Raw genomic sequence first — 25,815 nt, 5'->3', positions numbered from 1 at the left:
TCAATGTACTTGCATTGAGTCCAATCAAAACCCCTTGGGTGTTGTATGGTTAAGCCTCACGGGCAATTAGTACAGGTTAGCTCAACGCCTCACAACGCTTACACACCCTGCCTATCAACGTTCTAGTCTCGAACAACCCTTTAGGACACTTAAAGTGTCAGGGAAGACTCATCTCAGGGCTCGCTTCCCGCTTAGATGCTTTCAGCGGTTATCGATTCCGAACTTAGCTACCGGGCAATGCGTCTGGCGACACAACCCGAACACCAGAGGTTCGTCCACTCCGGTCCTCTCGTACTAGGAGCAGCCCCCTTCAATCTTCCAACGCCCACGGCAGATAGGGACCGAACTGTCTCACGACGTTCTAAACCCAGCTCGCGTACCACTTTAAATGGCGAACAGCCATACCCTTGGGACCGACTTCAGCCCCAGGATGTGATGAGCCGACATCGAGGTGCCAAACACCGCCGTCGATATGAACTCTTGGGCGGTATCAGCCTGTTATCCCCGGAGTACCTTTTATCCGTTGAGCGATGGCCCTTCCATTCAGAACCACCGGATCACTATGACCTGCTTTCGCACCTGCTCGAATTGTCATTCTCGCAGTCAAGCGGGCTTATGCCATTGCACTAACCTCACGATGTCCAACCGTGATTAGCCCACCTTCGTGCTCCTCCGTTACTCTTTGGGAGGAGACCGCCCCAGTCAAACTACCCACCAGGCACTGTCCTCGAACCGGATAACGGTCCAGAGTTAGAACATCAAACATACAAGGGTGGTATTTCAAGGACGGCTCCAACGCAACTGGCGTCACGTCTTCAAAGCCTCCCACCTATCCTACACATGTAGGTTCAATGTTCAGTGCCAAGCTGTAGTAAAGGTTCACGGGGTCTTTCCGTCTAGCCGCGGGTACACTGCATCTTCACAGCGATTTCAATTTCACTGAGTCTCGGGTGGAGACAGCGTGGCCATCATTACGCCATTCGTGCAGGTCGGAACTTACCCGACAAGGAATTTCGCTACCTTAGGACCGTTATAGTTACGGCCGCCGTTTACCGGGGCTTCGATCAAGAGCTTCGACCGAAGTCTAACCCCATCAATTAACCTTCCGGCACCGGGCAGGCGTCACACCGTATACGTCATCTTACGATTTTGCACAGTGCTGTGTTTTTAATAAACAGTTGCAGCCACCTGGTATCTGCGACTCTCAATAGCTCCATCCGCGAGGGACTTCACCGTCAAGAGCGTACCTTCTCCCGAAGTTACGGTACCATTTTGCCTAGTTCCTTCACCCGAGTTCTCTCAAGCGCCTTGGTATTCTCTACCCGACCACCTGTGTCGGTTTGGGGTACGATTCCTTACAATCTGAAGCTTAGAGGCTTTTCCTGGAAGCATGGCATCAATGACTTCATCACCGTAGTGACTCGACGTCGTGTCTCAGCCTTAAAGAGAGCCGGATTTACCTAACTCTCAAGCCTACGCACTTGAACCTGGACAACCGTCGCCAGGCCCACCTAGCCTTCTCCGTCCCCCCATCGCAATTGTAAGAAGTACGGGAATATTAACCCGTTTCCCATCGACTACGCCTTTCGGCCTCGCCTTAGGGGTCGACTTACCCTGCCCCGATTAACGTTGGACAGGAACCCTTGGTCTTCCGGCGAGGAGGTTTTTCACCCCCTTTATCGTTACTCATGTCAGCATTCGCACTTCTGATACCTCCAGCAAACCTTACAGTTCACCTTCAACGGCTTACAGAACGCTCCCCTACCCAATGCGATAAATCGCATTGCCGCAGCTTCGGTTTACAGCTTAGCCCCGTTACATCTTCCGCGCAGGCCGACTCGACTAGTGAGCTATTACGCTTTCTTTAAATGATGGCTGCTTCTAAGCCAACATCCTAGCTGTCTGAGCCTTCCCACATCGTTTCCCACTTAGCTGTAATTTGGGACCTTAGCTGGCGGTCTGGGTTGTTTCCCTCTCCACGACGGACGTTAGCACCCGCCGTGTGTCTCCCGGATAGTACTTACTGGTATTCGGAGTTTGCAAAGGGTTGGTAAGTCGGGATGACCCCCTAGCCTTAACAGTGCTCTACCCCCAGTAGTATTCGTCCGAGGCGCTACCTAAATAGCTTTCGGGGAGAACCAGCTATCTCCGAGTTTGATTGGCCTTTCACCCCTAGCCACAAGTCATCCGCTAATTTTTCAACATTAGTCGGTTCGGTCCTCCAATTGATGTTACTCAATCTTCAACCTGCCCATGGCTAGATCACCCGGTTTCGGGTCTATATCCAGAGACTGAACGCCCAGTTAAGACTCGGTTTCCCTACGGCTCCCCTAAATGGTTAACCTTGCCACTGAATATAAGTCGCTGACCCATTATACAAAAGGTACGCAGTCACACCACGAAGGTGCTCCTACTGCTTGTACGTACACGGTTTCAGGTTCTATTTCACTCCCCTCACAGGGGTTCTTTTCGCCTTTCCCTCACGGTACTGGTTCACTATCGGTCAGTCAGGAGTATTTAGCCTTGGAGGATGGTCCCCCCATGTTCAGACAGGATAACACGTGTCCCGCCCTACTCGATTTCACTGAACATACGCTGCCGGTTACGGGGCTATCACCCTGTTTCGCGGTCCTTTCCAGAACCTTCACCTGACGCATATAAAGCTTAAGGGCTAATCCAATTTCGCTCGCCGCTACTTTCGGAATCTCAATTGATTTCTTTTCCTCGGGGTACTTAGATGTTTCAGTTCCCCCGGTTCGCTTCATTAACCTATGTATTCAGTTAATGATACGTGCTTATGCACGTGGGTTTCCCCATTCGGAAATCCCAGACTCAAATGACTCTTACTGTCTCATCTGGGCTTATCGCAAGTTAGTACGTCCTTCATCGCCTCTGACTGCCAAGGCATCCACCGTGTACGCTTAGTCACTTAACCATACAACCCGAAGGGGTCTTTACGTATGGCAAACAACCAAGGTTTAGTTGTCTCTCATTATTTGAATGAGCGAGAGACATTTCGATTTTGCCGGACTCAATTTTGAAACTTGTAAACAAGTTTCTACCAAGCACACTTGAATGTGTTGTTGGTGTATTCCACTAAGGAATACATTGAGAACTTTACAAATAATCTAAAAGATTATTTTGTCAGCTTTCCAAATTGTTAAAGAGCGTTGTTTCTTTCGAAACAGAGTACCTGTTTGGCACTTTCTAAAGATTCTCAGCGTCAGAAATCCGAACCACGTACGTTTTACTGAAGTGGTTTGGAAATTGAAATCCAAAAATACTTAGAGAGTGGTGGGCGATACCGGGTTCGAACCAGTGACCCCCTGCTTGTAAGGCAGGTGCTCTCCCAACTGAGCTAATCGCCCATCTTATTTTAATTCCCATGGAAGGAATGGTGGGTCGTGCAGGATTCGAACCTGCGACCAATTGATTAAAAGTCAACTGCTCTACCAACTGAGCTAACGACCCGTGGTATCCCGTAGGGGAGTCGAACCCCTGTTACCGCCGTGAAAGGGCGGTGTCCTAGGCCTCTAGACGAACGGGACACTAAGATACTCTTCTTTATCTAAACCGTATCAATCTGTGTGAACACTCATCGCAATAATCATTCGTATAAGGAGGTGATCCAGCGCCAGGTTCCCCTAGCGCTACCTTGTTACGACTTCACCCCAGTCATGAACCACAAAGTGGCAAGCGTCCTCCCGAAGGTTAAACTACCTGCTTCTTTTGCAGCCCACTCCCATGGTGTGACGGGCGGTGTGTACAAGGCCCGGGAACGTATTCACCGTGGCATTCTGATCCACGATTACTAGCGATTCCGACTTCATGGAGTCGAGTTGCAGACTCCAATCCGGACTACGACGCACTTTTTGGGATTCGCTCACTTTCGCAAGTTGGCCGCCCTCTGTATGCGCCATTGTAGCACGTGTGTAGCCCTACTCGTAAGGGCCATGATGACTTGACGTCGTCCCCACCTTCCTCCGGTTTATCACCGGCAGTCTCCCTGGAGTTCCCGACATTACTCGCTGGCAAACAAGGATAAGGGTTGCGCTCGTTGCGGGACTTAACCCAACATTTCACAACACGAGCTGACGACAGCCATGCAGCACCTGTCTCTCAGTTCCCGAAGGCACAAGACTGTCTCCAGTCTCTTCTGAGGATGTCAAGAGTAGGTAAGGTTCTTCGCGTTGCATCGAATTAAACCACATGCTCCACCGCTTGTGCGGGCCCCCGTCAATTCATTTGAGTTTTAATCTTGCGACCGTACTCCCCAGGCGGTCTACTTAACGCGTTAGCTCCGAAAGCCACGGCTCAAGGCCACAACCTCCAAGTAGACATCGTTGACGGCGTGGACTACCAGGGTATCTAATCCTGTTTGCTCCCCACGCTTTCGCATCTGAGTGTCAGTATCTGTCCAGGGGGCCGCCTTCGCCACCGGTATTCCTTCAGATCTCTACGCATTTCACCGCTACACCTGAAATTCTACCCCCCTCTACAGTACTCTAGCCTGCCAGTTTCAAATGCAATTCCGAGGTTGAGCCCCGGGCTTTCACATCTGACTTAACAAACCACCTGCATGCGCTTTACGCCCAGTAATTCCGATTAACGCTCGCACCCTCCGTATTACCGCGGCTGCTGGCACGGAGTTAGCCGGTGCTTCTTCTGCAGCTAACGTCAAACGAATGCGCTATTAACACACCCGCCTTCCTCACTGCTGAAAGTACTTTACAACCCGAAGGCCTTCTTCATACACGCGGCATGGCTGCATCAGGCTTGCGCCCATTGTGCAATATTCCCCACTGCTGCCTCCCGTAGGAGTCTGGACCGTGTCTCAGTTCCAGTGTGGCTGATCATCCTCTCAGACCAGCTAGGGATCGTCGCCTTGGTGAGCCCTTACCTCACCAACTAGCTAATCCCACCTGGGCATATCCTGACGCGAGAGGCCCGAAGGTCCCCCTCTTTGAGCCGAAGCTATCATGCGGTATTAGCCATCGTTTCCAATGGTTATCCCCCACATCAGGGCAATTTCCCAGGCATTACTCACCCGTCCGCCGCTCGCCGCCCTTAACGTTCCCCGAAGGTTCAGTTAAGTCGCTGCCGCTCGACTTGCATGTGTTAGGCCTGCCGCCAGCGTTCAATCTGAGCCATGATCAAACTCTTCAATTTAAGATTTTGTCGGCTCAATGAATACTGACTTTAAATTACCTTAGTAATTCAAAGCTATTATCGTTCCAACAGAACGATAATGAATTGACTGTGCCGATACCGAAGTATCGATTGGTCACTCAGTTCATTGATACCTAAGTTGATTCTTTAGAATCATCTTCGATTATCATCAACGAGTGCCCACACAGATTGATAGGTTTATATTGTTAAAGAGCTTCTCTTCCGGCCGCAGTGACTGAGTCACCGTGGAAGAGGCGGCCATTTTAGCGAGATAAATTTTCGTGTCAAACACTTTTTAAATTTATTTTCGCAAGCTTTTCAGCTTTTAAAATGAACCTGACTGACCGCTTGGTTTCTTTCGAAGCTTTGCCGTGTCAGCGAGGGGGCATTATAGAGATCGCGTTCACGTTGGCAAGGGCTTTTTGTCGTTTTTTTCGTTTTTTTTGTCGTTTGACGTTTTTTTGCTCACAAAGGGCTATTTCTTACACTCTTTCACTTCTAAACTGGCCTTTACAGCCTAAATAAGGAGGCGTCATGAGCGCAATTCGTAGTTATAAAGGAATCATTCCCCAATTGGGTGAGCGGGTTTATGTCGATAGCAGCGCCGTCATTGTCGGCGATATCACCTTAGGTGACGACGCCAGTGTCTGGCCACTGGTCGCAGCACGCGGCGATGTTAACCATATACAGATCGGCGCCCGATCCAATATTCAGGACGGCAGCGTATTGCATGTGACCCATAAAAACGCGGAGAACCCGGATGGCTATCCGCTTTTGATTGGTGATGATGTCACTGTCGGCCATAAAGTGATGCTGCACGGCTGCACCATAGGCGACCGGGTACTGGTCGGCATGGGGGCGATTGTCTTAGACGGCGTGGTAGTAGAAAGCGATGTCATGATCGGGGCCGGTAGTCTTGTCCCTCCAGGCAAAGTCTTACAAAGTGGCTATTTGTATGTCGGCAGCCCGGTTAAACAAGCCCGCGAAACTGACCGACAAAGAGAAAGCCTTTTTAGTCAAATCTGCTCAAAACTATGTGCAGAACAAAAATGACTATATGAATGAAGTCGAAGTCGTCAGCTGACGACTTCAATTTGTCCGTACTGATTGAAGGCTTCATCTTCAATCAGTGCCTCAGCACTCTCTTCAAGATCAAAGCGCAACTCGGCAAAAGTATCCAGCGCTTGCTGGCTATCCTCGACCACCCGGCCGCTTAAACGACTCAGTTCAGTTAATGGCACCACACATTGGATCAGGGCACCGGACTGCTGAGCCGGAAAAACCACCGCCTGCAGCGCTTCATCCCAACTTTGTATATCAGGAAATAAAATTGACTGATTCATTTTACGCTTCCAGGTTGTTACGTAACTCGCGCAGAATTTGCTTTGTGCCGGGACGTAAACCGCGCCACAACATAAAGCTCTCCGCCGCCTGACCAACCAGCATACCCAGCCCGTCGTAAACATGAGCAGCACTATTGTCCAGCGCCCATTGGTTAAAGACGGTCAGACCTTTGCCATACATCATGTCATACGCCACGCTGTGCGAACCGAAGATCGCACCACTGACCTCAGGCAGTTTGCCTTCCAGACTGGCCGAGGTGGAGTTGATGACCACATCGTAACCGCTGGCGACCTGATCCATCGCTACCGCCTGCACCCGCTCATCACCGGCAAAATTCGCCACCAGCTGCTCAGCTTTACTCAGCGTCCGGTTAGTCACAGTAATAGAACGAGGATTTTTATCCAGCAAAGGTTTAATCACCCCGCGTGCGGCACCGCCGGCACCAATCAGTAAAATGTTGGCACCCTGCAGGACCACCTGATGCAGCATCAGATCCTGAACCAGACCTTCACCATCGGTGTTGTCACCGAGAATAATGCCGTCGTCGAGCTTTTTCAGCGTATTGACCGCGCCCGCCAGACGGGCACGCTCAGTGAGCCGGGTGGCAAACTGAAATGCCTCTTCTTTAAAAGGGACAGTCACATTACAGCCTTTTCCGCCAGTGGCGAAAAACTGTGTGGCTGCCGTAACAAAACCATCGACCGGTGCAAGCTGCGCCGTGTACGTCATTGACTGATTGGTCTGACGGGCAAACAGAGTGTGTATAAAAGGGGATTTGCTGTGCCCGATAGGGTTGCCGAACACTGCATAATGATCGTTTTGAAAAGCCATATCCATGCCTGAAGTATTTTTGCCTGAATCCTGAATAGAAAATAGGGTCGCTGATGCGACCCTACCACCGACACGAAATTCTGTCACCACTCGCGCGGTACTAAAAACTCACCCAGTTGTGCCTCGGCGCTGCCTTCTTGAGGCTGATAGCGATATTCCCAGCGAGCCAGGGGAGGCATCGACATCAGAATCGACTCAGTACGGCCACCTGACTGCAGGCCGAACAAGGTGCCGCGGTCAAAGACCAGATTGAATTCAACGTAACGGCCGCGACGATAGAGCTGGAAGTCACGCTCACGCTCGCCGTAAGGTGTCTGCTTACGACGTTCAACAATCGGCAGATAGGCCTGGGTATAGCCTTCTCCCACTGCTTTGATGTAATCGAAGCACTGCGCGAAACTCCACTGATTCAGATCATCAAAAAACAGGCCGCCAATGCCACGCGTCTCTTCACGGTGCGGCAGGTAGAAATAGTCATCACACCAGGCTTTATGCTCACGATAGACATCCGGGCCAAATGGCTGACACAGATCCTTTGCCGTCTGGTGCCAGTGCTGACAGTCTTGTTCAAACGGATAAAACGGCGTTAAGTCAAAGCCACCACCAAACCACCAGATCGGTGCTTCACCCTCTTTCTCGGCGATAAAGAAACGCACATTAGCATGCGAAGTCGGCACATAAGGGTTGTTAGGATGCATCACCAATGACACCCCCATGGCCTCAAAGCAACGCCCGGCCAGTTCAGGACGATGCGCCGTCGCAGAGGCCGGCATCTGTTTACCCGCAACATGAGAAAAGTTCACGCCGCCCTGCTCAAACACCTGACCATTGCGCATCACCCGGGTACGGCCACCACCGCCCAGACGTTCACCCGGCTCACGCTGCCAGGCATCTTCTTCAAATCGGGCCGCGCCATCGACGGCTTCCAGCTGCTGACAGATAGAGTCCTGTAATTCGAGCAGGAACTGTTTGACCGCTTCTTTATCTATACTCGGCATGGTGGTGTCCTTGTGTTAACCCTGTCTTAATACCTGAAGTGTTTTCGCGTCACGAATTTCGCTTGGCTTGTTACGTCCGCCGGTTTCACCGTGCAGAATCGCCACCAGCTTGTCACCAAGTTGCTGCTCGACTTCTGCCGTCGTCATACATGGTGGCAGCCCGGACAAGTTAGCACTGGTTGACGTCAGCGGTTTACCGTACGCCTGGCACAGCTGCTGCACCAGCGGATGATCGGTCACCCGTACCGCGATGGTATCGAACTGGCCGCTGACCCAGGATGAGACCCGCTCACTGGCCGGCATGATCCAGGTCACCGGACCAGGCCAGGTTGACTGAACCCGCTTCAGCTGTTCAGCGGTCAGCTGCGCTTCGTCAATATAAGGCAGCAGCTGCTGATAAGAAGCCGCAATCAGAATCAGACCTTTTTCCACCGGGCGCTGCTTAAGCTGCAAAAGTTTTTCAATCGCCTGCGGGTTATCCGGATCGCAACCGACCCCGAATACGCCTTCGGTCGGATAAGCAATCACTTCACCAGACTGCAATGCCTGCAGTGTATGTTCGAAATTATTCACCTGAGATTCCTACTATTTAGCTGACTTGTACTTACCAGGCTCTGTTGACCTGCTCTGTATTTGCCGCTTAGTGTACAAATTATCCGGCGTGACAGCTAAATCTAATTATTGCTAATTTAGCTGTCGGGAAACACCCCGTTGACGCAAACGTTTGCTTGCGAGAAAAATCCTCGTATAATGCGCCAACGATCGCTCACCCAAATTAAAACGCTTGAAGGAGTTTGAGATGAAAGTCGGCATTATCATGGGATCAAAATCGGATTGGCCAACCATGAAGCTAGCAGCAGAGATGCTGGATCAGTTTGGTGTTCCTTACGAAACTAAAGTGGTTTCAGCGCACCGTACCCCTCAACTTCTGGCCGATTATGCCTCAAGCGCAAAAGAGCGTGGCCTGAAAGTCATTATTGCCGGCGCAGGCGGCGCGGCTCACCTGCCAGGTATGGCAGCAGCCTTTACCAGCCTGCCGGTCCTTGGCGTACCAGTACAGTCGCGTGCTCTGTCGGGCATCGATTCACTGTACTCTATCGTACAAATGCCAAAAGGTGTTGCAGTAGGCACACTGGCCATCGGTGAAGCCGGTGCGGCGAACGCCGGTCTGCTGGCAGCGCAAATCCTCGGCACTCATGATGAAACCATCATGGCTAAGGTGGAAGCGTTCCGTGCCGCGCAAACCGAAACGGTTCTGGCTAACCCGAATCCGGCTGAGGAGTAATCCTATGCACGTTTCTGGTATTAGGTTCCGGCCAGCTGGCGCGCATGATGTCGCTGGCAGGCGCGCCACTCAATATTGCCATTACCGCTTTTGATGTAACCAGCGGTAATGTGGTGCATCCGCTCACCCAGGCTGTGGTCGGTCACGGCCTGGAGCAGGCAATTGCACAAGCGGATGTGATCACCGCAGAATTCGAACATATTCCGCATGACGTACTGGCCGTATGCGAGCGCAGCGGGAAATTCCTGCCAAGCACACAAGCCATCAAAGCTGGTGGCGATCGCCGGGTAGAAAAAGCCCTGCTGGATAATGCCGGTGTCCGCAACGCCAAATACGCGGTTATTAACAGCCGGGCCGATTTTGATGCCGCGATCGAAAAAATCGGCATTCCTATGGTACTGAAAAGTGCTCTGGGTGGTTACGATGGCAAAGGCCAGTGGCGTCTTAAGCAAGCGGCTGATGCCGATGCAATCTGGACTGAAATGGCACAATGTATCGCTGCGTCAGACAACCAGGCGATAGTCGCTGAGCAATTTGTCCCGTTTGACCGTGAGGTTTCTCTGGTAGGTGCACGTGGCAGCAATGGCGAAATTGCGGTGTATCCGCTGGCCGAAAACGTCCATGTTAACGGCGTACTCAGCTTGTCGACCGCGATTGATGCGCCGCAATTGCAAGAACAAGCGAAACAGATGTTCAGCGCGGTGGCCGACAGCCTGGATTACGTCGGCGTACTGGCACTGGAGTTCTTTGATGTGCAGGGCGAACTGCTGGTCAATGAAATTGCACCACGTGTGCATAACTCTGGTCACTGGACCCAGCAGGGTGCAGAAACCTGTCAGTTTGAAAATCATCTGCGCGCGGTATGCGGCCTGCCTTTGGGCAGCACCAAACTGATCCGTGAAACCGCCATGATCAACATCCTGGGTGAAGATACTCTGCCAACACAATTGCTGGCGATGGAAGGTTGCCATATTCACTGGTACGGCAAAGAAAAACGTCCGGGCCGTAAAATGGGCCATATCAACGTGACGGCCGACTACAGCGGTGAGCTGCAGCGCAAGCTGTGTGAACTGGCCGCAGTGCTCGACGCCGATGCCTTCCCTGCCGTGCAGGAAGTGGCGCGTCAGATTCAGCCACAATAATTACCGCTGAACCCAAACAGCAACGGCGCCCTGTGGCGCCGTTTTTTATGGTGCAGATTGCGGGTTATTGTGCCGGTGACGAATCACTGCTCTGCGTATGGCCGCATTTTCGGTCCGCACACTGATAACGGGTACCGCTGGCGAGCTTCTTCTCGATCAACAAGCCAAAACCACACACTTCACACTGCCCGGCCACCGGTGGCTGGTTAACGGCAAACTTACACTTAGGGTAAGCATCACAAGCAAAAAAGGTTTTACCAAATCGGGTTTTGCGTTCAACCAGGTGTCCGGTTGCACACTCAGGACAAGCCAGAGCCTGCCGCTGCGGAGAGGCGTCTGCCGGCTGATCCGGCGATTCAATATGGTGACAAGCCGGGTAGTGACTGCAACCGATAAACATGCCGTAGCGTCCCTGGCGTAAAACCAGCTCATGCCCGCATTCCGGACAAGGCACACCGAGCTCTTTGATGATGTGACCATCGTTGTGATGAAGTGGTTTGATATAGTCGCAGGCCGGATACTGGCTGCAGCCCAGAAAAGGGCCGTGTTTGCCATGGCGCAGCGCAAGCGCCCCGCCACATTGAGGACAAGGTTCTTGATTCAGGGCCTGCTCATGGGCCGAGAACAACTGGTGATCGATTTTACTGCTCATAACCGCGCTACAGTGGAAACTCTGATGGGTTCAGAGTGGATTAATGCAGGATACCCTGCTCTTTGCTGTACAGCAGCTCTTCCATCAGCGTATACGCATTCTCATTGCCCGGTACATTAAACAGCACCATGAGGATGATCCATTTAAGGTCGTCGAGCTCAAACTCATTGGTTTCCAGCCCCATGACCCGATCAATCACCATCTCGCGCGTTTCAGGCGTCAGCACCTTAAGCTGCTCGAGAAACATCAGAAAACCGCGTGATTCACGATCGAGGCGTTCCATCTCCTGCGCAGCATAAATACGCACCGACGTTGGCGAACTGGTTGCGATTGCCGATTGCGCATCAGTCTGTTGCAACGCGGCCAGCTCTTCCAACCAGTGAAGGGCTTTATAGATGTCTTTCTGGTGAAATCCGGCCCGAACCAGTTCTTCTTCCAGTTCGTCTTGGTCCACTTGCAACTCTGCATCGCTATGGATATACGTTTCAAACAGATACATCAAAATATCCATCATCATAGCTAGCCCCTCCCCTTTCGAATATAGCCACCGGAAACTGCAACAACATGCCCTGAAAGTTCAAGCTCCAGGAGCTGCGTCATGACATCCTGGACAGGTATATGGGTCCTGCTTGCAAGAATATCAACTGGTGTAGCTTCTTCCCCTACGTTAGCTAACAGCTCGGGAAATGGCAATTGTTCTTGCTGATTTGGGTGAGAAAAAAGTTCAGACTGCACCGTTTGCTGCGACTTAAGTGACCAATCGAGCAAATTCGCGACTTCATCGAGGATCTGCCCGACATTCTGCACCAGACAAGCCCCCTGGCGAATCAACTGATTACTGCCGGTACTGTGCGCGTTGTGAATTGAACCGGGAATGACAAACACATCGCGGTTCTGCTCACTGGCATAACGCGCGGTGATAAGGGAACCGCTTTTTTCCGCCGCTTCCACCACCAGCACCCCGAGCGACAAACCACTGATAATCCGGTTGCGACGCGGAAAGTGTTCAGCCCGAGCCCGGGCAGAGGGCCGAAACTCAGAGACCAAGGCGCCTTGTTCAGCAATTCGCCCGGCCAGGCGACGATGGCGGGCCGGATAAATATGCTCTAAACCGCAGCCCAGTACGGCCACGCTGTCGCCACCGGCATTCAATGCGCCGTCATGGGCATAGCCGTCAATCCCGAGCGCCAGGCCGCTGGTGACCACCAACCCCTGCTCGGCCAGTTGGGCACCGAACTGGGCCGCAATCTCCAGCCCGCTGCTGCTGGCATTACGGCTGCCGACAATGGCGATCTGTGGTTGCAGCAGTACACCGGCATCACCTTCGACAAACAGCACCGGCGGCGCAGCCGCAATTTCACTGAGCAAAGGCGGATACGTGGCGCAGCGGGCGGTGATAATCGCGCGCTGCGATGACTGTCCACGCCAGCGCAGGCACGCCTCCACATCCTTTGCGGCCTGAGTGCGCAGATAAGCAAGCTGACTGGCATTCAGGCCGGGACCAACCCCTCGTTTTTGAATATCACGCAGCTGAACACTGAGCGCATCACGCGCCGCCAGACGCTGCACGGCACGCAGACCAAAGCCGGGCACACAAGCAAAGGCCAGCCAGGCTTTGAACTCTTCCTCATTCCACTCTTCATGGTGAATCATTCAACACACTCCCGCTCACTGCGTCGGTGTCGTCAGCCAGCGCACGCAGTACCACTTTATTATCAATCACCTGACTGCTGGCGGTTATCCGCGCCAGACTCAAGTGAGGGTACACCTGCTCAACCACCAGACTGCCAACCGCCAAATCCGTCATCAGGGTGCCGGTGGCAATGTCCGCGCCCGGCGCCGCGCGCTGAAACAGTGCAAAACGTTGACCGGCCACCAGCTTCTCCTCGGCACCTTTATCCAGCACCAGCCAGTCATTACGCACCGCGTAGTGCAAGCCTTGCGGGGTGCCGAGAACAGAGACTGCAGCCGGTTCGGCATGCTGGGTGGGAACGCGGATGTCCGCTCGCCTTGCGGCCGGCAAAGCGATATCTAGAGGGCGAATTTCCTGGCTCTGGCTGGTCACCTGCAGCGTGCTGCGCGCGCCACCGCTGGCCGTCAGCGAGGCGCGAGCGACCAACCGCAGTGCCTGCATAGATTGCTGATGTGGCGAGAACAGAGCCAGCGGGCGGTAGATCCCCCAGCTTTGTTCGGTATGGGCTCCGCTGATGTATATCGGCTGCGGCTGCGTGAAATAAGCGCGCGTCCGCGAAGAACCCAGGACACGGCTGACCTTTGCTAACGCTATCTGGTCGAGCAGACGCATCTCAGGCAGAACCTGTCCGGACTCATTCAGCTCACGATCAGCGGCTGACGCGCCGTACAAGAAGCAATAACAGAACAGGACAAAAACAGAGCTAAAAAGACACAGCAGTCTCAACATGAGCGTGTTTTCCGGAGCAGACTAGGGACCAGGATCTGGAGAAATCACGCAGGATGCTGTCATTTAGGTCATAAAATGTCTAGAATTGAGCCAACAAGCGTTTAGCTGATTCGGCACAGTTCAATTTTTCGAGTGTATATGTCTGTATTACAAGTATTAACATTCCCGGATGATCGTCTTCGCACCGTTGCCAAGCCGGTTGAGAAAGTCACCCCTGAGATTCAGAAAATCGTCGATGACATGATTGATACCATGTACGACGAGGAAGGTATCGGTCTGGCCGCGACTCAGGTCGATGTGCACCAGCGCATCGTCGTGATCGACATTTCTGACACCCGCGATCAGCCGATGGTGCTGATTAACCCTGAAATTCTGGAAAAACGCGGTGAAGACGGCATTGAAGAAGGCTGTCTGTCTGTACCTGGCGCGCGCGCCCTGGTGCCACGCGCAGCGGAAGTGACGGTCAAAGCACTCAACCGTGATGGTGAAGAGTACACCTTTGAAGCGGACGACCTGCTGGCCATTTGTGTGCAGCACGAGCTCGACCATCTGGAAGGTAAGTTGTTTGTCGACTACCTGTCGCCGCTCAAACGTAAGCGCATCAAAGAGAAGCTGGAAAAAATCAAACGCTTCAACGAGAAAAATCAATAATTTAGTGAGGTTACCTTGAGCCAATCATTACGTATTGTGTTTGCAGGTACTCCGGATTTCGCCGCCCGTCACCTGGCGGCGTTATTGTCTTCGGAGCACGAAGTGATCGCGGTGTACACTCAGCCGGATCGCCCGGCCGGACGCGGTAAAAAACTGACCGCAAGCCCGGTAAAAAATATCGCCCTTGAGCATAACATTCCGGTCTATCAGCCGGAAAACTTCAAATCGGATCAAGCCAAGCAGCAGTTAGCCGAGCTCAATGCCGATCTGATGGTGGTGGTCGCTTACGGCCTGCTGCTGCCAAAATCTGTGCTGGATACGCCAAAACTGGGCTGTATCAACGTGCACGGTTCCATCCTGCCACGCTGGCGTGGCGCGGCACCTATCCAGCGCTCGATCTGGGCCGGTGACGCCGAAACCGGCGTGACCATCATGCAGATGGATGTCGGTCTGGATACCGGTGATATGCTGAAAATTGCCTCCCTGCCGATTGAAACGACCGATACCAGTGCTTCCATGTATGACAAACTGGCTGATCTTGGTCCGCAGGCTCTGATTGACTGCCTGGCCGACATCAAGGCCGGTCAGGCCGTACCCGTCAAACAAGATGATGAGCTGGCTAACTACGCCAAGAAACTGAGTAAAGAAGAAGCTCGCATTAACTGGCAGGACAGCGCCGAGCATATCGAGCGCTGCGTACGTGCGTTCAATCCATGGCCGATGAGCCACTTTGACGCCGCGGACAACAGCATCAAAGTATGGAAAAGTTGTGTTGCGGATCAAAGCACTGACCAGCCGGCCGGGACCATAATTCAGGCGGACAAAACCGGTATCTATGTGGCAACCGGTACAGGCGTGCTGGTGTTGGAGCAACTGCAGATCCCGGGCAAAAAAGCCTTGCCGGTGCAGGACATTCTTAATGCCAGAGCCGACTGGTTCCAGGTTGGGACACAACTGAGCTAAGCTCTGTTTACCATCACAGTACATTAACCGGGGGCAGAGATGTCCCCATTGAATTTTAAGGGTTTCACCATGAATGTTCGCGCTGCGGCTGCCAACGTCCTTTTCCAGGTGGTCGACAAAGGTCAATCACTTTCCCACGCTCTTCCTGCGGCTCAAAAAACCATTCGCCCGAGAGACCACGCCCTGTTGCAGGAAATCTGCTACGGCGCGCTGCGCTACTTACCGCGTCTGGAGTCGATTGCCAATGAACTGATGGATAATCCGCTCAAAGGTAAAAAGCGCGTGTTCCACCATCTGATCCTGGTCGGTATTTACCAGCTCAGTTTTATGCGCATTCCTTCTCACGCAGCGGTGGCTGAAACAGTCGAAGGGACCAAAACCCTGCGTGGTACGAACCTGAGCGGCCTGATCAATGCGGTACTACGCAGCTATCTGCGTAACCAGGAAGAGCTCGATGCCGTGGCAGTCAGTCACAATGCCGGTAAATACGGTCATCCGAGCTGGATTTTGAAACTATTGCAGGAAAGCTACCCGCAGCAATGGGAAGCCATTGTTGAAGCCAACAACAGCAAGGCGCCGATGTGGCTGCGCGTCAACCGCCAGCATCATACCCGTGCTGAATACCAGCAATTGCTCGACGCTGCGCAGATCGGATACACCCTGCATCCGCAGGCCACGGATGCGATCAAGCTCGACTCACCGTGTGATGTGACCCTGCTGCCTGGCTTTGAAAAAGGCTGGGTGTCGGTGCAGGATGCCGCTGCGCAGCTGGCGATTGATTACCTCACGCCACAAGAAGATGAACTGATCCTTGATTGCTGCGCTGCTCCGGGCGGTAAAACCGCGCATATTCTGGAACATACCGAGAATACCGAAGTCGTGGCACTGGACAGCGATCCGACCCGCCTCAACCGGGTGCATGATAATCTGCAACGCCTGCAGCTGCGAGCTGATGTCATCTGCGGTGATGCACGCTACCCGCAACAGTGGTGGCCGGGTGCGCAGTTTGACCGTATCCTGCTCGACGCGCCATGTTCGGCAACCGGAGTCATCCGCCGCCATCCGGACATCAAATGGTTACGCCGCGCCAATGATATCGACGCATTAGCGGAGCTGCAGCGCGAAATTCTCGATGCGATGTGGCAACAGCTTAAGCCGGGTGGTACTTTGGTGTACGCAACCTGTTCAATTACACCGCAGGAAAACGTGCTGCAAGTCAAAGACTTCCTGGCGCGGACGGCAGATGCACAACTGCAGGGCTCAGATCCTCAGCAACCAGGACGTCAGATCCTGCCAGGTGAAGAGGACATGGATGGCTTCTACTACGCCGTGATCCGCAAAAGCGTGACGCCTGTTCAGGCATAAAGGACGAGACCAGGGCAGCCGCAAGGCTGCCTTTGGCGTGTAATCACAAGAGACATTTAGGTATGAAAATCATCATTCTTGGCGCAGGTCAGGTCGGCGGTACGCTGGCGGAAAACCTGGTTGGTGAAAACAACGACATCACCATCGTCGATAAAAGCAGTGATCGCTTGCGCGGCCTGCAGGATAAATATGATTTACGGGTGGTCAATGGCCACGCCAGTCACCCGGACGTACTGCGCGAAGCGGGTGCCCAGGATGCCGACATGCTGGTCGCGGTAACCAATACCGACGAAACCAATATGGCCGCCTGCCAGGTGGCTTTCACTCTGTTTAACACGCCCAACCGCATCGCCCGCATCCGCTCACCGGAATATCTGGCCGAAAAAGAAGCGCTGTTCCAGTCCGGCGCCGTGCCGGTCGACCATCTGATTGCACCGGAAGAGCTGGTCACCAGCTACATTGAACGCCTGGTACAATACCCGGGTGCACTGCAGGTGGTGAGCTTTGCTGAAGAGAAAGTCAGCCTGGTCGCGGTCAAAGCCTATTACGGCGGCCCGCTGGTGGGTAACGCCTTGTCCGCCCTGCGCGAGCATATGCCGCACATTGATACCCGGGTGGCGGCAATTTTCCGTCAGGGCCGGCCGATTCGCCCGCAGGGCACCACCATTATCGAAGCCGATGATGAAGTGTTTTTCGTTGCCGCCAGCAACCACATCCGCTCGGTGATGAGTGAGCTGCAGCGTCTTGAAAAACCTTATCGCCGCATCATGATTGTCGGTGGCGGTAACATCGGTGCCAGCCTGGCCAAACGCCTCGAACACAGCTACAGCGTCAAACTGATCGAACGCAATTATCAGCGCGCCGAACAGCTGTCGGAAACAGCTGGAAAACAGCATTGTATTCTGCGGCGATGCCGCCGATCAGGAGCTGCTGACCGAAGAGAATATCGATCAGGTCGATGTGTTTATCGCCCTGACCAACGAAGATGAAACCAACATCATGTCAGCCATGCTGGCCAAACGCATGGGCGCCAAAAAAGTGATGGTGCTTATCCAGCGCGGCGCTTATGTCGACTTGGTGCAGGGCGGCGTGATTGACGTGGCAATTTCACCTCAGCAGGCGACCATATCTGCCCTGCTGACCCACGTACGCCGCGCAGATATCGTTAACGTATCTTCGCTGCGCCGCGGCGCCGCCGAAGCGATTGAAGCGATTGCCCATGGTGACGAAACCACCTCGAAAGTGGTCGGCCGCGCGGTCGGTGACATCCGTCTGCCGCCGGGCACCACTATCGGCGCGATTGTGCGTGGTGAAGAGGTGCTGATTGCCCACGACCGCACTGTAATTGAACAAGATGATCACGTGGTGATGTTCCTGGTTGATAAAAAATACGTGCCCGACGTGGAAGCTCTGTTCCAACCCAGCCCGTTTTTCCTGTAGGTTTACGGCGTCATGCTCAATTTACGCCCGATAATGTTCGTGATCGGCCTGGTTTTATCCAAACTGGCCCTGTTCATGTACGTCCCCACTCTGGTGGCTTTCTTTACCGGTACCGGCGGCTTTCTCGATTTTGCTCAGGCGGTGATCATCACCCATGTGGCCGCCTTCCTGTGCCTGACGCTGGGACGCACCGCCGATTTCCGCCTCAGTGTGCGCGACATGTTCCTGATCACCAGTCTGGTGTGGACCATCGCCAGCGCGTTTGCCGCCCTGCCGTTCGTGTTCATTAATCACATCAGCTTCACCGACGCCTATTTTGAAACCATGTCCGGCATTACCACCACCGGCTCGACCGTACTGAGCGGCTTAGATGACATGGCGCCGAGTATTCTGTTATGGCGCTCGATTCTGCAGTGGCTGGGCGGGGTTGGCTTTATCGTGATGGCGGTAGCAGTGCTGCCGATGCTCAACGTCGGTGGTATGCGCCTGTTCCAGACCGAATCATCCGACTGGTCAGATAAAAGCAGTCCGCGCGCCAAAACCGTGGCTAAAAACATTGTGATTGTCTATCTGGTGCTGACCGGCTTGTGCATTCTTGGTTATATGCTGACCGGGATGGGCATGTTTGACGCTATCAACCATGCTTTTACCACCTTGTCGACTGGCGGCTACTCCACTTCCGATGGCTCAATGAACCACTTCTCGCACGGTTCACACTGGGTCGCAACCCTGTTTATGTTCCTCGGCGGCTTGCCGTTCCTGCTGTTTGTGACCGCACTGCGTAAACGTCAGCCACAGGAACTGCTGCAGGATGCCCAGGTGCGTGGCTTCTTTGTGCTGTTTATCGTCGCCAGCCTGATTGTCGCGGCCTGGTTACACTGGCATAACGGCTACAGCGTTCTTGATGCGCTGCGGGTCTCGATGTTTAACATCGTTTCCGTGGTGACCACCACAGGGTTTGGCCTGGATGATTTTACCGCCTGGGGCGCGCTGCCAAGCACCCTGTTTGCCTTCCTGATGATGGCGGGAGCCTGCTCTGGTTCAACCGCCGGCGGAATTAAGATTTTCCGTTTTCAAATCTGTTTTACCCTGCTCAATAACCAGATGATGCGCCTTATTCATCCGTCCGGTGTATTCGTGCAGCGCTATAATCAACGTCCGGTTAACGAAGATATCGTGCGCTCCGTGGTGGCGTTCGGCCTGACGTTTGTGATTACTATTGTCCTGATTGCCGGTACATTATCGGCAATGGGGCTGGATACCATTACCAGTATTTCCGGCGCAGTCACTGCGGTGGCCAACGTCGGTCCGGGCATGGGCAGTGTGATTGGCCCGACCGGTAATTTTGCTTCCCTGTCTGACGGTGCGAAGTGGATTTTAAGTTTTGGTATGCTGATGGGACGCCTGGAAATCCTCACCATTCTGGTGCTGTTTTTCCCTGCGTTCTGGAAACGTTGAGGATAATGATGAAATACCTGCAGACTCTGTTAGCGACCGCTTGTGTCGCCGTGCTTGCGGCGCCAGTCGCCCAGGCAGCGCAAATAGTGACTCTGGATGACGGTCGCCAGGTCGAACTGAATGACGACTTTACCTGGCGCTATGTGCAGCCGGCCGTGCCAGCAAAACCACAACCTGCGGCCGAAAACCGTACCGAAACCAATGCCGCAAGCAATGCCGCAAGTAATGCCGAAAGCAGTCCGGTCACAACGGCAGCGCCAGCAGCGGCCCCGCTCATCGCCGCGCCGCTGGTACCACGCCAGCGCGGCACTCTGGTCGAAGTGGGCAGCACTAAACCGACGCTGCAACTGAGCCAGTCCGGAGTGGATATCGTACTCGGCAGCGCGCGTTACGAAGACGGACACCTGATCATACCGACCGCGATTACCAACCAAAGCCTGCAGTCGGTGATCAGCATTGCGCTCAAGGTTGAACTGATGGACAAACAGGGCCAGGTGCTGAGTCACGACAGCGCAACCATCTGGCAGTCCATCAAGCGCATGGCCGAAACCTACCTGCGCCCGCAAACGTCAGTGGCCGGTAAAGAGCTCAAACTGGCAGCGGACGAGGCCGGGCGTTACCAGATCCGGGTAAGCGTCGAGAGCCTGGAAACCCGCTAGTCGAGCGCCTGGCAGCCTATTCCCGCACGGGACAGCCAAAACAAAAAAGCACTCCACAAACGGAGTGCTTTTTGTTGATCATCACCAAGCGTGCTGGGTACCGCTGACCGCTCTACCCTAGTGATATCCATGCCATCTGGTCGATATCAGTTACACCGGGTCAATATAAAGATAAATCGCCATAAAATGGCAGGCACATCCACCGAGCACAAAACCGTGCCAGATGGCATGGTTATACGGAATGCGCTGCGCGACATAAAAGATCACCCCCAGTGAGTACACCACGCCACCCAGTGCCAGCAACGTCAGGCCACCGATATCGAGATTGAGCGCCAGCTGATAAATCACCACCAGCGACAACCAGCCCATCGCCAGGTAAGTCACCAACGACAGCTTTTCAAAGCGATAAATAAACGCCACCTTAAATAAGATACCAATCAGGGCTATCGACCAGATCACTATCATCAGGCTGATCGCCAACGGGGTGCGCAGGCTGACCAGCAGAAATGGGGTGTAACTGCCGGCGATCAACAGGTAGATAGCACAGTGATCGAAGGTTTTCAGCCAGCGTTTGGCGCGCGGATGAGGAATGGCGTGGTACAGGGTAGAGGCCAGAAACAGCGCAATCATACTGCCGCCGTATACACTCATACTGGTGATGGTCAGCGCATCTGCGCTGTGAGCAAACGCTTTGAGCAGCAGCACTAAACCAACAATTCCTAAAATCAGACCAATGCCATGGCTGATGGCATTGGCCACTTCCTCTTTGACACTGTAATCACTCACTGACATATATCAATCCACACTAAAGAATTCACATCCAGTATGGCACATTGAGCGAACATGTGTAAGCCAGAATCGTGTCAGGAAGAGGTATCGAGAAAGTCGACAATCTGCTGACCGGCCTTCTCCGGCGGGGTATCAGCCGCAATAGTGAGCTGACGCTTCAGCTCACCGCGCCCGAGCAGACTGGCCAGCATGCCGCGTGCACCACGCTGAAAACGGTCAATTTCGAACCACATCTGCAGCTTATCCGCATCACGGTAAGCCACAATCTCCAGCTCGCGCCAGCGGCCGTGAAACGGGCCATCAGTTGGCACAAATTCAAACTCCTGCACAAACGGCAGCGCGAAGCCTTGCGCCGCTTCGCACTCTACCTGACGCAGGCGCAGCCCCTGCTCTTCCAGTGCCGTAAAAATACCGTCCATCATGGGGTCAGGACGCACAGTGAGAATATCCTTGTCAGCCGGATCGAGCGCCATAGCAATATCGAGCCCGGTCTCAAGCCATACTTTGGCATCCCCAATAGTGACGGGTGTATGCCACGGCACATCCAGCTCGACTTCAAAATCACGCGTTTCACCACTGGCGATGGTAAATGCATACGGCAGCGACCAACTGGCCAAAACATAAGTCTGGGCAATGCGGCGGGTCTGATTATCCGCTTGTTGCCCCTGTCCGCTGTGCACCTCTTCGATATAGCGGCAACATAATTTCAGTTCGATATTATCGATCGCCTGCTCGGTGGCACCGCCATAGACGTGAATCGTCACTTTGACTTTGTGGCCGGGAAACAGCGTCTCCTGTTGCAGGACTGAATCGACTTTCGCGGATCCGATACCGAAACTGGCGAGGGTTTTCTTCAGAAACGACATACCTACCTCCTGTTGATGAACTCCCAGTGTAAAGCGGAAAAGATCCCGATCACAATGGGACTTTCATACTATTGCTCACACTCTTACCGAAAGGCTGCCCCTCAGCGGTGCAAAAAAATTGTGCAGAATCTCTGCTCAACTATCGACCAAATCCTGGCTTGGTGCTACTCTATTTTCGATATGCATGCATATCGTTATTCCTGAGCAAAGATTTGGATTGGCGAGTGCCAGAAGAGCCACCCTTCTGCCCCGGCGGAAGCTCAACTCATCCTTGTTCAGGCCATTTGACCGGCAATGGATATGCCTGACCGTTAGGTTAATAATGCGCCCAACATCCGTCAGGTTTTCGCACACGAATACCAGTGCAATGCGCCGTCGTAGTGGTTTTACTGCTGCACCGGTTGCGAAAAAAGTCGCGCCCGCTCCAACTCTTGTCGAGAAAAATGCAGCTTCTGCATCGCCGGAAACAAAAGTGGTTAAGGCCGCTTAAATAGAAAAGCGCAGTTTCCACTGCGCTTTTTTCTTTTCCGTCTCCCCATTACGTCCTTCGCTCGGCTCATAACGAGAGGTTCGGGCGTAACGCTTGTATTAGCGCGTAAAGCTTGTATTGGCACGTAACGCTTCGATTTGTAGATAACAATTGTCTTTGTACATAGCGCATCTATTTGTACATAACAATTTGTACATAACAATTGTATTCCCGCCCTGTTTTGATAACTTAGCCATATACCAACACAAAAAATGTGGATAAAGCCATGCAATGCCATCGTATTGAAGAAACTGCTGCAACTGCTTGAGCCGGAATGGCAAAAAGAGTCTGATTTTAACCTGGTGGCGTTTATCGCCAAACTGGCGGCAGAAGCGGGTTATCAGGGGCAGCTCCAGGATCTGACCGATGATGTGCTGATTTACCATCTCAAAATGCGCAACAGCAGCAAAGATGAAGTGATACCGGGCATCAAGAAGGATTACGAGCAGGATTTTAAAACCGCTATTTTACGCGCGCGCGGCATCATCGACTGAGCGACTCTCTCATCCTCAGGAGCGGCCCACGGCCGCTCTTTTTGTTTGTGTCCGCTTTGTTGTTAAAGGTTGATAGCGGTAAAAAAAGCCTGGCCGGATTGACGCTATAATCACCAGGTTACACATAAAAGAGCCGGCCACAGCCTCACCAGCCTAATTGCCCGAGCAACGAGCGAGGGTGGATAGTGATGGGCCCGCTGCAATGTCAAAACAGAGTGCGAACGACAGAAATCGCACCCCGCTGCCCAAAAGGATAGTTTGATGAGTAAGGATAAGATTGACGTCAAAGACGTCACTCCGAAAGTCTTTAACCCCAAAACCCACAAAGGTCAGGAAGGAGACCGCTTCAACCCGGGTAATCGCATTTACGTACGTGAAAGTAAAGGCGTCTATCAGCAGCTGCGCCGGTATGGCGGCTGGTTGCTGTTACTGCTGTTTGGTCTGGTGCCCTGGATCTCTTATGGTGAACGCCAGGCGATTTTGCTCGATATCGGTAACCAGCAGTTTAACTTTTTTGGTACCACCCTTTACCCGCAGGATCTCACCCTGCTGGCGCTGCTGTTTATGATCGCCGCCTTCGGCCTGTTCTTTATTACCACCTTTTTAGGTCGGGTGTGGTGTGGCTATCTGTGTCCGCAAACTGTGTGGACCTTTATGTACATCTGGTTTGAAGAAAAACTGGAAGGCAGCGCCAACAAACGGCGTAAGCAGGACAGCGGCAAACTGAGTGCGAATCTCGCCATGCGCAAAACCGCCAAGCACGTGGCCTGGCTGGCGATTGCCCTGCTGACCGGATTTACCTTTGTCGGCTATTTTGTCCCGGTGCGCGCGCTGGTGATCGACTTCTTCACCCTCAATGCCAGCTTCTGGCCGGTATTCTGGGTGCTGTTTTTTGCCGTCTGTACTTACGGTAACGCGGGCTGGATGCGATCTATCATGTGTATCCACATGTGCCCTTATGCCCGTTTCCAGTCGGCGATGTTCGATAAAGACACCTTTATTGTCGGCTATGACGCTAAGCGCGGTGAGCAACGTGGCCCGCGTCCGCGCAAGGCCGATCACAAAGCGCTCGGCCTGGGAGACTGTATCGACTGCGACCTGTGTGTCCAGGTTTGTCCGACCGGGATTGATATCCGCGACGGACTACAATATGAATGTATTAACTGCGGCGCCTGCATCGATGCCTGTGACACCACCATGGAACGCATGGGCTATCCGAAAGGACTGATCAGCTACACCACAGAACACCGCCTGTCCGGCAAACATACCAAGGTGATGCGGCCAAAACTGCTCGGCTACGGTGCCGTCATGCTGCTGATGATCGGCCTGTTTGTTGCTCAGGTGGCGAGTGTTGATCCGGCCGGACTGAGCGTGATTCGCGATCGCAATCAGCTGTTTCGCACCAACAGTGCCGGTGAAGTGGAAAATACCTATACCCTGAAAGTGATTAACAAAACCCAGCAGGCTCACACCTATCGTCTCGATGTATCCGGTCTGAGTGATGTCACCTGGTACGGCAAGCAGACGGTGCAGGTTCAGCCCGGTGAAGTGGTCAATCTGCCGATGAGTCTCGGCGTCAAACCGGAAAATCTCAGTTCTCCGGTGGCGACAATTCAGTTTATACTGACCGAAGACAGTCACCAATTCACGCTGCAGGTAGAAAGCCGCTTTATCAAAAAGTTATAGCTGCATTTTCCCGCCGCAACAGATGGCAAAGGGCTCAGTAATGAGCCCTTTTTATAACCATGACACAAGCAAGCTTCCATTTTGACGCCCTGACTCCGGACCTGATGTGGTTCGCCCTGGAAAGCATCGGCGTACGCGCTGAGTCCGGCTTTCTGGCCCTGAACAGTTACGAAAACCGGGTCTACCAATTCACCGATGAAGAACGACGCCGCTTTGTGGTCAAGTTTTACCGTCCGCAACGCTGGAGCGTGGAGCAGATCCAGGAAGAACACGATTTTGCCCTGCAGCTGGCTGAAGCCGAAATTCCGCTCGCCGCACCGCTGGTGATTAACGGCATGACCTTGCACCACTATCAGGGTTATCACTTTGCCCTGTTCAACAGCGTCGGCGGTCGCCAGTTCGAAGTCGATAACGAAGAACAGCTGGAATGGGTCGGGCGTTTTCTCGGCCGCATCCACAAAGTGGGGGCCAGCCAGACCTTCCGCCATCGTCCGACCATCGGCCTGGACGAATACCTCTATCAGCCGCGCGCCCTGCTGCTGCAATCACAATGTATTCCGGCTCACCTCGAAACCAGTTTCTTCAATGATCTCGATTTGCTGATCGCGCGTATCGAACAACACTGGCAACCCGATTACAACCCGATTCGTCTGCATGGCGACTGCCATCCGGGTAATATTCTGTGGCGTGACGGGCCGATGTTCGTTGATCTGGATGACGCGCGTAACGGTCCGGCAGTGCAGGATTTATGGATGTTACTCAGTGGCGAACGGCAGGAAAAACTGCTGCAACTGGATATTGTGCTTGAAGGCTACCAGGAGTTCTGCGATTTTAACCACAGTCAGTTGAAACTAATCGAGCCCCTGCGTGGTCTACGAATGGTGCACTATATGGCGTGGTTGGCAAAGCGCTGGCAGGATCCGGCCTTTCCACTGGCCTTTCCCTGGTTCAATGACCCGAAATACTGGGAGAGTCAGGTACTGGCATTTAAAGAACAACTCGCCGCATTAGAAGAGCCGGCGCTCTCTCTGATGCCACAATGGTAAATTGCAATTCAATAAGAATCATGGAG

Annotated in this window: 19 protein-coding genes, 3 tRNA genes, 2 rRNA genes and 3 pseudogenes; 12 read left to right on the top strand and 15 right to left on the bottom strand. The window is 53.3% G+C overall.

What is annotated here, in order from left to right:
* Positions 1-45 precede the first annotated feature (45 nt).
* From ABDK09_07660 to ABDK09_07640, 5 genes are all read right to left on the bottom strand, one after another.
* A 23S ribosomal RNA gene (locus tag ABDK09_07660) occupies positions 46-2,935 on the bottom strand.
* Positions 2,936-3,292: 357 nt separating this feature from the next.
* A tRNA-Val gene (locus ABDK09_07655) sits at positions 3,293-3,368 on the bottom strand.
* A 27-nt stretch (positions 3,369-3,395) separates the two neighbouring features.
* A tRNA-Lys gene (locus ABDK09_07650) sits at positions 3,396-3,471 on the bottom strand.
* Position 3,472: 1 nt separating this feature from the next.
* Positions 3,473-3,548 (bottom strand) — tRNA-Glu (locus ABDK09_07645).
* Positions 3,549-3,616: 68 nt separating this feature from the next.
* Positions 3,617-5,169 (bottom strand): 16S ribosomal RNA (locus ABDK09_07640).
* The 16S and 23S rRNA genes sit together here with 3 tRNA genes alongside, the layout of an rRNA operon.
* A 534-nt stretch (positions 5,170-5,703) precedes the next feature.
* Here ABDK09_07640 and ABDK09_07635 point away from each other — a divergent pair.
* A pseudogene (locus ABDK09_07635) lies at positions 5,704-6,253 on the top strand (gamma carbonic anhydrase family protein).
* Here the strand turns inward: ABDK09_07635 and ABDK09_07630 are convergent.
* The 4 genes from ABDK09_07630 to ABDK09_07615 all read right to left on the bottom strand — a co-directional run bounded on the left by ABDK09_07630 (position 6,246) and on the right by ABDK09_07615 (position 8,915).
* Positions 6,246-6,512, bottom strand: a complete 267-nt coding sequence (locus ABDK09_07630) for a DUF1488 domain-containing protein (GenBank protein XAW89585.1) — start codon at positions 6,510-6,512, stop codon at positions 6,246-6,248. The pseudogene ABDK09_07635 and the gene ABDK09_07630 sit on opposite strands and share 8 nt — an antisense overlap.
* Position 6,513: 1 nt before the next feature.
* Positions 6,514-7,344, bottom strand: a complete 831-nt coding sequence (gene aroE, locus ABDK09_07625; protein ID XAW90811.1) for a shikimate dehydrogenase — start codon at positions 7,342-7,344, stop codon at positions 6,514-6,516.
* 83 nt (positions 7,345-7,427) lie between these two features.
* The gene (hemF, locus tag ABDK09_07620; protein XAW89584.1) at positions 7,428-8,342 is read right to left on the bottom strand and encodes an oxygen-dependent coproporphyrinogen oxidase; all 915 of its coding nucleotides are present in this window, start codon (positions 8,340-8,342) and stop codon (positions 7,428-7,430) included.
* Positions 8,343-8,357: 15 nt separating this feature from the next.
* Positions 8,358-8,915, bottom strand: coding sequence for an L-threonylcarbamoyladenylate synthase (locus ABDK09_07615; protein ID XAW89583.1), 558 nt, complete (start codon positions 8,913-8,915; stop codon positions 8,358-8,360).
* 226 nt (positions 8,916-9,141) lie between these two features.
* On the opposite strand from ABDK09_07615, the gene purE reads away from it, so the two are divergent.
* Both purE and ABDK09_07605 read left to right on the top strand, forming a co-directional pair.
* Positions 9,142-9,627, top strand: coding sequence for a 5-(carboxyamino)imidazole ribonucleotide mutase (purE, locus tag ABDK09_07610; GenBank protein ID XAW89582.1), 486 nt, complete (start codon positions 9,142-9,144; stop codon positions 9,625-9,627).
* 44 nt (positions 9,628-9,671) lie between these two features.
* Complete coding sequence (locus ABDK09_07605) at positions 9,672-10,769, top strand: 5-(carboxyamino)imidazole ribonucleotide synthase (GenBank protein ID XAW89581.1); 1,098 nt, start codon at positions 9,672-9,674, stop codon at positions 10,767-10,769.
* Between the two features lie 64 nt (positions 10,770-10,833).
* On the opposite strand, the gene ABDK09_07600 is transcribed toward ABDK09_07605, so the two are convergent.
* Genes ABDK09_07600 through ABDK09_07585 form a run of 4 tightly spaced genes read right to left on the bottom strand, consistent with a single transcriptional unit; the run spans position 10,834 to position 13,843 of the window.
* Positions 10,834-11,421: a topoisomerase DNA-binding C4 zinc finger domain-containing protein gene (locus ABDK09_07600; protein XAW89580.1), complete on the bottom strand. Its 588-nt coding sequence runs from the start codon at positions 11,419-11,421 to the stop codon at positions 10,834-10,836.
* A gap of 40 nt (positions 11,422-11,461) precedes the next feature.
* Positions 11,462-11,938 carry a DUF494 family protein gene (locus ABDK09_07595; GenBank protein XAW89579.1) on the bottom strand — a complete coding sequence of 159 codons (477 nt, stop codon included), beginning with the start codon at positions 11,936-11,938 and terminating at the stop codon, positions 11,462-11,464.
* A 2-nt stretch (positions 11,939-11,940) separates the two neighbouring features.
* Positions 11,941-13,074 (bottom strand): DNA-processing protein DprA, encoded by a 1,134-nt coding sequence (gene dprA / locus ABDK09_07590; protein XAW89578.1) that lies wholly within the window; start codon positions 13,072-13,074, stop codon positions 11,941-11,943.
* A complete protein-coding gene (locus ABDK09_07585; GenBank protein XAW89577.1) occupies positions 13,061-13,843 on the bottom strand; it encodes a hypothetical protein in 783 nt (260 codons plus the stop codon). The genes dprA and ABDK09_07585 overlap by 14 nt, the downstream gene beginning before the upstream one ends.
* A 138-nt stretch (positions 13,844-13,981) precedes the next feature.
* Here ABDK09_07585 and def point away from each other — a divergent pair, with 138 nt between their 5' ends.
* The 6 genes and pseudogenes from def (at position 13,982) to ABDK09_07555 (ending at position 20,379) form a co-directional block, all read left to right on the top strand.
* Positions 13,982-14,494 carry a peptide deformylase gene (gene def / locus ABDK09_07580; GenBank protein ID XAW89576.1) on the top strand — a complete coding sequence of 171 codons (513 nt, stop codon included), beginning with the start codon at positions 13,982-13,984 and terminating at the stop codon, positions 14,492-14,494.
* A 15-nt stretch (positions 14,495-14,509) separates the two neighbouring features.
* Positions 14,510-15,457, top strand: a complete 948-nt coding sequence (gene fmt / locus ABDK09_07575) for a methionyl-tRNA formyltransferase (protein XAW89575.1) — start codon at positions 14,510-14,512, stop codon at positions 15,455-15,457.
* A gap of 69 nt (positions 15,458-15,526) precedes the next feature.
* The gene (rsmB, locus tag ABDK09_07570) at positions 15,527-16,822 is read left to right on the top strand and encodes a 16S rRNA (cytosine(967)-C(5))-methyltransferase RsmB (GenBank protein XAW89574.1); all 1,296 of its coding nucleotides are present in this window, start codon (positions 15,527-15,529) and stop codon (positions 16,820-16,822) included.
* 62 nt (positions 16,823-16,884) lie between these two features.
* Positions 16,885-18,262 (top strand): annotated as a pseudogene (gene trkA, locus ABDK09_07565) (Trk system potassium transporter TrkA).
* 12 nt (positions 18,263-18,274) lie between these two features.
* On the top strand, positions 18,275-19,720 hold the full coding sequence (locus ABDK09_07560) for a TrkH family potassium uptake protein (GenBank protein XAW89573.1): 1,446 nt from the start codon (positions 18,275-18,277) through the stop codon (positions 19,718-19,720).
* Between the two features lie 8 nt (positions 19,721-19,728).
* On the top strand, positions 19,729-20,379 hold the full coding sequence (locus tag ABDK09_07555; protein ID XAW90810.1) for a DUF3157 family protein: 651 nt from the start codon (positions 19,729-19,731) through the stop codon (positions 20,377-20,379).
* A gap of 150 nt (positions 20,380-20,529) precedes the next feature.
* On the opposite strand, the gene ABDK09_07550 is transcribed toward ABDK09_07555, so the two are convergent.
* Positions 20,530-21,171 (bottom strand): hemolysin III family protein, encoded by a 642-nt coding sequence (locus tag ABDK09_07550; GenBank protein ID XAW89572.1) that lies wholly within the window; start codon positions 21,169-21,171, stop codon positions 20,530-20,532.
* A 71-nt stretch (positions 21,172-21,242) separates the two neighbouring features.
* Positions 21,243-22,034: a sporulation protein gene (locus ABDK09_07545; GenBank protein XAW89571.1), complete on the bottom strand. Its 792-nt coding sequence runs from the start codon at positions 22,032-22,034 to the stop codon at positions 21,243-21,245.
* A gap of 755 nt (positions 22,035-22,789) precedes the next feature.
* Between ABDK09_07545 and ABDK09_07540 the strand changes: the two are divergent.
* The 3 genes and pseudogenes from ABDK09_07540 to ABDK09_07530 all read left to right on the top strand — a co-directional run bounded on the left by ABDK09_07540 (position 22,790) and on the right by ABDK09_07530 (position 25,789).
* Positions 22,790-23,057: pseudogene (locus tag ABDK09_07540) on the top strand (YihD family protein).
* Between the two features lie 261 nt (positions 23,058-23,318).
* Positions 23,319-24,743, top strand: coding sequence for a cytochrome c oxidase accessory protein CcoG (gene ccoG / locus ABDK09_07535; protein XAW89570.1), 1,425 nt, complete (start codon positions 23,319-23,321; stop codon positions 24,741-24,743).
* A 59-nt stretch (positions 24,744-24,802) separates the two neighbouring features.
* Positions 24,803-25,789: a serine/threonine protein kinase gene (locus ABDK09_07530; GenBank protein XAW89569.1), complete on the top strand. Its 987-nt coding sequence runs from the start codon at positions 24,803-24,805 to the stop codon at positions 25,787-25,789.
* The last annotated feature ends 26 nt before the right edge of the window (positions 25,790-25,815 follow it).

It is taken from the genome of Vibrio sp. CDRSL-10 TSBA (genome assembly GCA_039696685.1).
Taxonomy (GTDB): domain Bacteria; phylum Pseudomonadota; class Gammaproteobacteria; order Enterobacterales; family Vibrionaceae; genus Vibrio.
This window is presented reverse-complemented; position numbering and strand designations above follow the sequence as displayed.

What these genes read in the sequence shown, in the direction of transcription:
- ABDK09_07630 (XAW89585.1), bottom strand. Translation starts at nt 6,512, where the DNA reads ATGAATCAGTCAATTTTATTTCCTGATATACAAAGTTGGGATGAAGCG.
- aroE (XAW90811.1), bottom strand. Translation starts at nt 7,344, where the DNA reads ATGGCTTTTCAAAACGATCATTATGCAGTGTTCGGCAACCCTATCGGG.
- hemF (XAW89584.1), bottom strand. Translation starts at nt 8,342, where the DNA reads ATGCCGAGTATAGATAAAGAAGCGGTCAAACAGTTCCTGCTCGAATTA.
- purE (XAW89582.1), top strand. Translation starts at nt 9,142, where the DNA reads ATGAAAGTCGGCATTATCATGGGATCAAAATCGGATTGGCCAACCATG.
- ABDK09_07605 (XAW89581.1), top strand. Translation starts at nt 9,672, where the DNA reads ATGATGTCGCTGGCAGGCGCGCCACTCAATATTGCCATTACCGCTTTT.
- ABDK09_07600 (XAW89580.1), bottom strand. Translation starts at nt 11,421, where the DNA reads ATGAGCAGTAAAATCGATCACCAGTTGTTCTCGGCCCATGAGCAGGCC.
- ABDK09_07595 (XAW89579.1), bottom strand. Translation starts at nt 11,938, where the DNA reads ATGATGATGGATATTTTGATGTATCTGTTTGAAACGTATATCCATAGC.
- dprA (XAW89578.1), bottom strand. Translation starts at nt 13,074, where the DNA reads ATGATTCACCATGAAGAGTGGAATGAGGAAGAGTTCAAAGCCTGGCTG.
- ABDK09_07585 (XAW89577.1), bottom strand. Translation starts at nt 13,843, where the DNA reads ATGTTGAGACTGCTGTGTCTTTTTAGCTCTGTTTTTGTCCTGTTCTGT.
- def (XAW89576.1), top strand. Translation starts at nt 13,982, where the DNA reads ATGTCTGTATTACAAGTATTAACATTCCCGGATGATCGTCTTCGCACC.
- rsmB (XAW89574.1), top strand. Translation starts at nt 15,527, where the DNA reads ATGAATGTTCGCGCTGCGGCTGCCAACGTCCTTTTCCAGGTGGTCGAC.
- ABDK09_07560 (XAW89573.1), top strand. Translation starts at nt 18,275, where the DNA reads ATGCTCAATTTACGCCCGATAATGTTCGTGATCGGCCTGGTTTTATCC.
- ABDK09_07555 (XAW90810.1), top strand. Translation starts at nt 19,729, where the DNA reads ATGAAATACCTGCAGACTCTGTTAGCGACCGCTTGTGTCGCCGTGCTT.
- ABDK09_07550 (XAW89572.1), bottom strand. Translation starts at nt 21,171, where the DNA reads ATGTCAGTGAGTGATTACAGTGTCAAAGAGGAAGTGGCCAATGCCATC.
- ABDK09_07545 (XAW89571.1), bottom strand. Translation starts at nt 22,034, where the DNA reads ATGTCGTTTCTGAAGAAAACCCTCGCCAGTTTCGGTATCGGATCCGCG.
- ccoG (XAW89570.1), top strand. Translation starts at nt 23,319, where the DNA reads ATGAGTAAGGATAAGATTGACGTCAAAGACGTCACTCCGAAAGTCTTT.
- ABDK09_07530 (XAW89569.1), top strand. Translation starts at nt 24,803, where the DNA reads ATGACACAAGCAAGCTTCCATTTTGACGCCCTGACTCCGGACCTGATG.